The sequence below is a fragment of the Proteus myxofaciens ATCC 19692 genome, from assembly GCF_001654855.1.
Lineage (GTDB): Bacteria > Pseudomonadota > Gammaproteobacteria > Enterobacterales > Enterobacteriaceae > Proteus > Proteus myxofaciens.
In genome coordinates, this window is sequence record NZ_LXEN01000025.1 from 37,821 (window position 1) to 45,014 (window position 7,194).

The following is a 7,194-nucleotide window of genomic DNA, read 5'->3' on the forward strand; positions in this document are numbered from 1 at the left end:
ATTACTGCTGCGGATGTTTGCCGCTGGTTAATCTGACATGGCTTTTACCCGCGGTTTCACGGCGAGAACGAACTGGAGTCCAGTTAAGAGCACCAATACGTACCAAATAGAATAAGCCAGCTAATAAAATAGCGATGAAGACGGCTGCCTCAATAAAGCCTAACCAGCCAACTTCACGAACGGAAACAGCCCAGGCATAAAGAAACAGTGCTTCAACATCGAAAATGACGAAAAACATGGCAACTAAATAGAATTTAGCCGACATGCGCAGACGAGCGCTGCCAACAGAATCAAGGCCAGATTCATAAGGAACATGCTTTGCCCTTGCCTGCGCGCGTCCGCCTAGATAGCGGGCACCCAGTAACATGAGCGAACATAACCCCAATGCGCCTATGAGGAAGACAGCAAATGCCCAATGGTGGGCTATAACTTCGGTGGTTGTAGACATACTCATTGCTTACTCATCAAAGGTGGTGTCAATTAACCAACTCTTATCCGGCGGTTTACACCACATTTATATTTATGAAAAAAAGAGAGATACAATAGACTTGCTAATTAAAAAGATGATAGCAATCTATTAATACCTTTTTATATTTTGGAAAACGTTGCGACAACGCACCCAATTCCCCAACGTGATTTAACAAAATAAACACTCATTTTTAACATCAGAATATAACTCGATGCTAAAACGTGTCAGTGAATCGACACTCTTTTTGCTAACACGCTTAGTCTAACCGATAATTCGATTTTACTACACCAGTATCGCAGGAAAAACCTGACTCTATATAGGGAAATGTGCCTTATTTTCTTGATCAAACTCACAAAATAGTTGAAAAAATATATAAACAGTTTAAATTTTATCCAAATTTTAACAAATTAACTTTTTAATAATGTGTTGAAGGTCAAATATCTCTTTTTATTTATTCATTTATTCTAAGTAAACCTAGACAAACCTTTTATTTATTAACAAATCCTACAAGCGTGTAACCGAATCTCAGAGTGCACATTTTTTTAACAAAAAATTATTTTATTACGCCAATTTGCCCTCATCACAAAATATACATTAACTTAGATGAATATTATCGTTATGTAATTATATTGATCTTGATCATAAAAAAACGAAAGCAAATGTATTATCTACATCGGCTTCCGTATAGACTTATTTTATCCTGATAATTAATGAACAGGATAAAAAGGCTTTATTTATATTTTCAAGTTAACAATTTAACATTGTTACTCAATTTCAACTGAACTGACATCTTCAGCTGCAGTGACTGTATAAGGTGTCTTTTTATTTTCAATTGCGTTAAATACCGTTAATACCGCTTCATTTTGTTCATCAAAATTACGATATAACCAATATTGTGTTTCTGGTAAGCGAGGTAAACCTTCACTTTCACCAATAATACGTAGATCTGCATTTTGCATTTCAAGTGGGCGTGCAGTGATACCAACTTCTGCATTTACGGCTGCACGAACAGCAGATAAAGAAGCGGCTTCATATGCAATACGCCATTGAATGCCAGCATCATCTAGTGTGTTTGTTGCAATTTGGCGGAATGGATTGGTTTCATCCATCATAACTAAAGGAATTGGCTCATTCGTTTGCAATTGGAAATCAGGGGCACAATGCCATAATACTGGTGCAGTACGTAACGCTGTACGCGGATGGTGGCCAATACGAGCTGTTGTTAACGCTAAATCAATTTCATGGTTATCAAGCATTGTCTCGATGAATTGAGAGCGTTTTATACGTACATCAACAGCTAAGCGTGGATAGACCGATGCAATACGATTAAGTAAAAAAGGTAATAACGTATCAACAGAATCATCTGACGCACCAATACGTAACTCCCCTTCTGCATCGCTATATGTTAATGAAGCTGTTGCATCATCGTTAGCACGCAAAATTTGACGAGCATAACCTAATAATTGTAGGCCATGTTCTGTTAACAGTTTATTACGACCATGTCTGGCAAAAAGTTCTCTACCTACTAATTGCTCTAAACGTTGCATCTGCTGGCTTACAGCAGACTGTGTTCGACATACGGCTGCCGCCGCTGCTGCAAACGTATTTAAGTCTGCTACAGCAACAAAAGTTCTAAGCAGATCGAGGTCGAGATTCATTATCGGACGATTTGCATTAATCATTGTTTATTCTTCACTTATTTTTGATTTTTAAATTACATATACCTGGTGTTTTTTCTCAAAAAGCCTCAAGGAGACCTTTGGTTTAGACAGTACCTCACTCTGAAAATGAGTGCAAAGATATACTGAATACTTTACATTTGTTTCTTTTGGTTTACACCTCCTTGCTAAAAAGGGATTACATACGTTAGTAACAAATTAAATTTTATTATGATTTTAAGTATTCACAAGGAAGAACTGCATACTCTCATCACAACTTAGACATAGATCATACTAATAGAGTTCTTTCTTATAAAATTTAACATTTTTAAATATGATTTAAATTTTCTTAACAATACCTAAGCATCTAGGTATTGTTACTTATTAAATAAATTTAAAAGTTGAATTTATTTAATAAGTAAACTCATTGATGGTTATAGGATAAAGCAAATTTAACCATATTATTTAAAAATTTAATATATTAAGGCAGATAATACAAATCCAATAAAATTATTCAATGTTTGTTTATGAGACATTTTCTTAATCTATGCATTACATCTCTTTTTACTCTTTTTTATCCTAATTCCCATATAATTAACATACTACAAACCCTCTCCTTAACAAAATAATACTTCAAATCTTGTTTGAAAATTAAAATATAATGCCTACTTAAACAATACAAACAGTTATCGAAATAACATTCTTAGAATAAACTGACCTTTTATACCAAAAATAACCCAACATCTTCAAAAGTTTGCAACGTAAGAGTAGAGTGATAGATCTATTTTTTTGTAGATCAGCCTTTCCATTTATAACTTCTATTTCTATATAGATATAAATGATAGATATAAATGTTGCTATGTTGATATAAGTCATACCCATTAGGTAAACGTGCTATGAATCAAATTAAAAAATCAAATAAGCTTGACCATGTATGTTACGACATTCGAGGTCCCGTTTTGCAAGAAGCAAAACGTCTAGAAGAAGAAGGCAACAAAGTATTAAAACTCAACATTGGTAATCCTGCACCTTTTGGTTTTGAAGCACCAGATGAAATTTTAGTCGATGTAATTCGAAATCTGCCAAGTTCTCAAGGCTATAGCGACTCAAAAGGGCTTTTCTCAGCACGTAAGGCCATCATGCAACATTATCAAGCCCGTGATATGCGTGATGTCACCGTTGAAGATATTTATATCGGTAATGGTGTTTCTGAATTAATCGTACTGGCAATGCAAGCACTATTAAATAATGGTGATGAAATGCTTGTACCCGCCCCCGATTATCCATTATGGACAGCGGCGGTTTCTCTTTCTGGGGGTACTGCGGTTCATTATCTTTGTGATGAGGAACAAGGCTGGTTTCCTGATTTAGATGATATTCGGAGTAAAATAACTAAAAATACTCGCGGTATTGTTATTATTAATCCTAATAATCCAACAGGTGCGGTATATAGCAAAGAAATTTTGATGGAAATTGTTGAAATAGCCCGTCAACATAACTTAATTATTTTTGCTGATGAAATCTACGATAAAATTCTGTATGACGATGCGCAACATCATTCTATCGCAGCAATGGCACCTGATTTATTAACTGTGACGTTCAATGGCTTATCAAAAACATATCGTGTTGCAGGTTTTCGTCAAGGTTGGATGGTATTAAATGGGCCTAAAAAACACGCGAAAAGTTATATTGAAGGTTTGAACATGCTTTCTTCAATGCGTTTGTGCGCTAACGTGCCTATGCAACATGCGATTCAAACTGCATTAGGCGGTTACCAAAGCATCAGTGAATTTATTTTGCCTGGTGGGCGTTTATATGAGCAACGTAATCGCGCGTGGGAGCTTATCAACCAAATACCGGGTGTTTCTTGTGTCAAACCAATGGGTGCATTATACATGTTCCCTAAAATCGATTTGAATCGTTATAGCATTAAAGACGATCAGAAAATGATCCTCGATTTATTACTGCAAGAAAAAGTGCTCTTAGTGCAAGGAACTGCCTTCAATTGGCCTCATCCTGATCATTTCCGAATTGTCACACTACCTCGCGAAGACGATTTAGAGATGGCTATCCAAAAATTTGGGCGTTTTATCGTGAATTATCACCAGTAAGTAAAATACAATTCAACGACAATGAAACACACTATAATCCCTCATTATAGTGTGTTTTTATTTTCTCTTTGATGGCTATTTACAACACAGAATTATCCACTCACAATAGGCACATCAATCACGCAAAGGGAGATCTCATGAGTTATTTTTTTGCCCACCTTTCTCGTTTAAAACTCATTACTCGCTGGCCACTTATGCGTAATATTCGCCAAGAAAATGTTTCTGAGCACAGTTTACAAGTTGCTTTTGTTGCACATGCATTAGCCGTGATTAAAAACCGCATATTTGAAGGTAATGTCAACGCAGAACGTATTGCATTACAAGCTATGTATCATGATGCAAGTGAAGTTATTACTGGTGATATGCCTACGCCCATTAAATATCACAATCCTCAAATTGCTCACGAATATAAGAAAATCGAAAAATTTGCCCAGCAAAAATTAATTGAGATGTTACCTAAAGAGCTACAAGATGATTTTCGCCCGCTTATTGATGAACAATTACACAATGACGAAGAAACCTTTATCGTGAAACAAGCTGATAGTCTGTGTGCCTATTTAAAATGTCTTGAAGAATTAGCAGCAGGCAATAGCGAATTTAATCTAGCTAAAAATCGATTAGAGAAAACACTTGCTGAAAGACATAGTCCTGAAATGGACTATTTTATGAAGGTATTTGTACCCGGCTTTAGTTTATCGCTTGATGAAATTAGTGAGTAATTAAGTAAAACATTTTTATAGAAAGGTGAGTGCTAACAATAATCACTCACCTTAAAAATTGAAACTGCACTTTAATTTTTTTTGATTTAATAATATAAATCAATCTTTATTTTCAGCTCCATTTATATTTTCAGCTCCATTTATATTTTCTGTTTTATCTGTATTTTCTGTTTTATCTGTATTTTCTGTTTTATCTGTATTTTCTGTATTTTCTGTATTTTCTGTATTTTCTGTTTTATCTGTATTTTCTGTATTTTCTGTATTTTCTGTATTTTTCATTTTCTCTATATCTTTCATTTTCTTTAAATTTTCTATTTCCTCTGTATCTCCTGCTAAAAGCTTCAATGTATTAGATTCAAAACTTACGACCATATCTTCTGTTAATTTATTTAGTCTATCAATTTTACTATTATCTTTACCAATAACTAAATTTCTTATTCCTTTCATACCACGAATAAACACATTGCTTCTATTGATACTTTTCTTTTTTTCCATAGCAAGCTTTATTATATCATTTTTATTTTCATCAAGTTTTAGTGTTTCCATATGATTTAAAGCTTGATCGATTGCATAATTAACTATTTCCAGTCTACTTTCTGAGTTAAATGTAGCAGCAAACTCTGGACCTTTATCTTTTATCATTTTCTCAATAATACTTTCAGCTTGTTCTAAATTAACATGAATATCATTATTATTAAGATAATTTTGAGTTATACTCTGGAAGATATCATGTGTATTTAAATCACTTTTATTTCTAACAATATTTTTATTTTTAAAATCATTAACAAGTTCAAAAAGACTCTCTATTTTTTTGTCGAACTTACTTGACTCCATTGTTTTTAATATATTTCCCACTCTATTAGAAATGTTTAATTTGTTTTTTCTAGCGTCTATATATTCATGATACTTCTCATTTAAATAATCCTTTACATAATCAACAGAATCATTTTTATTATTATTTTCTAATATAGAAAAAATGATTGCCTCATCAGCATGTTTTAATCCTAATGAAATAGAAAAATCACTCATTGCCTTTGATGATTTATTATGAAATTCAGGTGCTAATGAGATAAAATTATTATATTTTGATAATATCTCATTCCCCGTGCTTTCTTTATTATTAATCAAAGTATTTGCAATCAATCCTTTAAAAACAGTATGATGTGTGGAAATAGCCTTGTTTATCTGTTTTAAATCATCGCTAACACTTTGAGTTATTTTTTTATTGTTTTCATTCGAAAGAACATTTTTTTTATTACTCACTCTTGTTGTTGATTTACCGTGAATATTTTTTTCTATTATTAACTCTTTTATTTTACCTCTTAATACTTTATTACTTTCTTCTGAGATACGACTATTGCCCTTAGTGTTAAAGTTTACACTACTATTTGATATGGTGCTTATACGTCTGTCACCTTGACTATTATTGCCATTGTCACTATTACTTGGAGTGACAATGCCATTGTTTATATTTACTGAATTTACGCCCATTATATATCTCTCTTATTAAACTATTTTCAATTCAATAATATGACTATACTTTTTTTTCTAAGAAAGATTTTAAAAAAACACACATTCATCAACATTGCATATACAACACATAAAAAATCATCATCAAATAAATAAAAAACGTCGTTTATTAATTAATAAACGACGTTTCAGCAAAGTATAAATATTGATATTTAGAATGGAAATAAGAGCGGGATCAGAAATACACTTATCGCCATTACAATAATCGTAAATGGCACGCCAATTTTCATAAAATCAGCAAATTTATAACCACCGGGCTCAAGAATAAGTGTATTTACGGGTGATGATACTGGTGTCATAAATGCAGCAGATGCCGCAACGCCAATGACCATGGCAAAAGGTAATGGCGATACTTCCATTTGATTTGCAGCTGCAATTGCAATTGGCGCCATTAATACCGCCGTTGCCGTATTCGAGATAAATAACCCAATGGATGCACAAAGTATAAATAAACACACCAACATCACTTGAGGGCCAGCACTACCCGCAACATCCATTAAACCGTTTACAATAAGCTCTATACCACCTGTTTTTTGTAATGCTGCTGCAAAGGGCATCATTCCTACAATTAAAATAATACTTGGCCAATGGATAGAGCGATAAGCGCTTTCCATATCGATACAGCGGAATTTACCCATTAATAGACAAGCAATAAGTGCAGCAATAAAGTTAGGCACTTCATTTGTCACCATCAGTGCCACCATCAG

Annotated in this window: 6 protein-coding genes; 2 read left to right on the forward strand and 4 right to left on the reverse strand. The window is 33.5% G+C overall.

The genetic code is table 11. The features are described 5' to 3' along the window. Window position 1 precedes the first annotated feature (1 nt). Together M983_RS02930 and hexA are read right to left on the reverse strand one after the other, a co-directional pair. Window positions 2-454 (reverse strand): NADH-quinone oxidoreductase subunit A, encoded by a 453-nt coding sequence (locus M983_RS02930; protein WP_074388137.1) that lies wholly within the window; start codon window positions 452-454, stop codon window positions 2-4. A gap of 779 nt (window positions 455-1,233) precedes the next feature. After that, complete coding sequence (gene hexA, locus M983_RS02935) at window positions 1,234-2,151, reverse strand: transcriptional regulator HexA (RefSeq protein WP_066746770.1); 918 nt, start codon at window positions 2,149-2,151, stop codon at window positions 1,234-1,236. A gap of 872 nt (window positions 2,152-3,023) precedes the next feature. Between hexA and M983_RS02940 the strand changes: the two genes are divergently transcribed. Beyond that, entirely contained in the window at window positions 3,024-4,238 is a 1,215-nt protein-coding gene (locus M983_RS02940; RefSeq protein ID WP_066746773.1) for a pyridoxal phosphate-dependent aminotransferase, read from the forward strand. A 137-nt stretch (window positions 4,239-4,375) separates the two neighbouring features. Then, window positions 4,376-4,957 (forward strand): 5'-deoxynucleotidase, encoded by a 582-nt coding sequence (gene yfbR / locus M983_RS02945; protein WP_066746776.1) that lies wholly within the window; start codon window positions 4,376-4,378, stop codon window positions 4,955-4,957. 99 nt (window positions 4,958-5,056) lie between these two features. Here yfbR and M983_RS02950 read toward each other — a convergent pair whose 3' ends face one another. Together M983_RS02950 and M983_RS02955 are read right to left on the reverse strand one after the other, a co-directional pair. Continuing rightward, the gene (locus tag M983_RS02950; protein ID WP_066746787.1) at window positions 5,057-6,448 is read right to left on the reverse strand and encodes a hypothetical protein; all 1,392 of its coding nucleotides are present in this window, start codon (window positions 6,446-6,448) and stop codon (window positions 5,057-5,059) included. A gap of 191 nt (window positions 6,449-6,639) precedes the next feature. Continuing rightward, on the reverse strand, window positions 6,640-7,194 hold a 555-nt coding region (locus tag M983_RS02955), incomplete at its 5' end, for an SLC13 family permease (protein ID WP_157091916.1).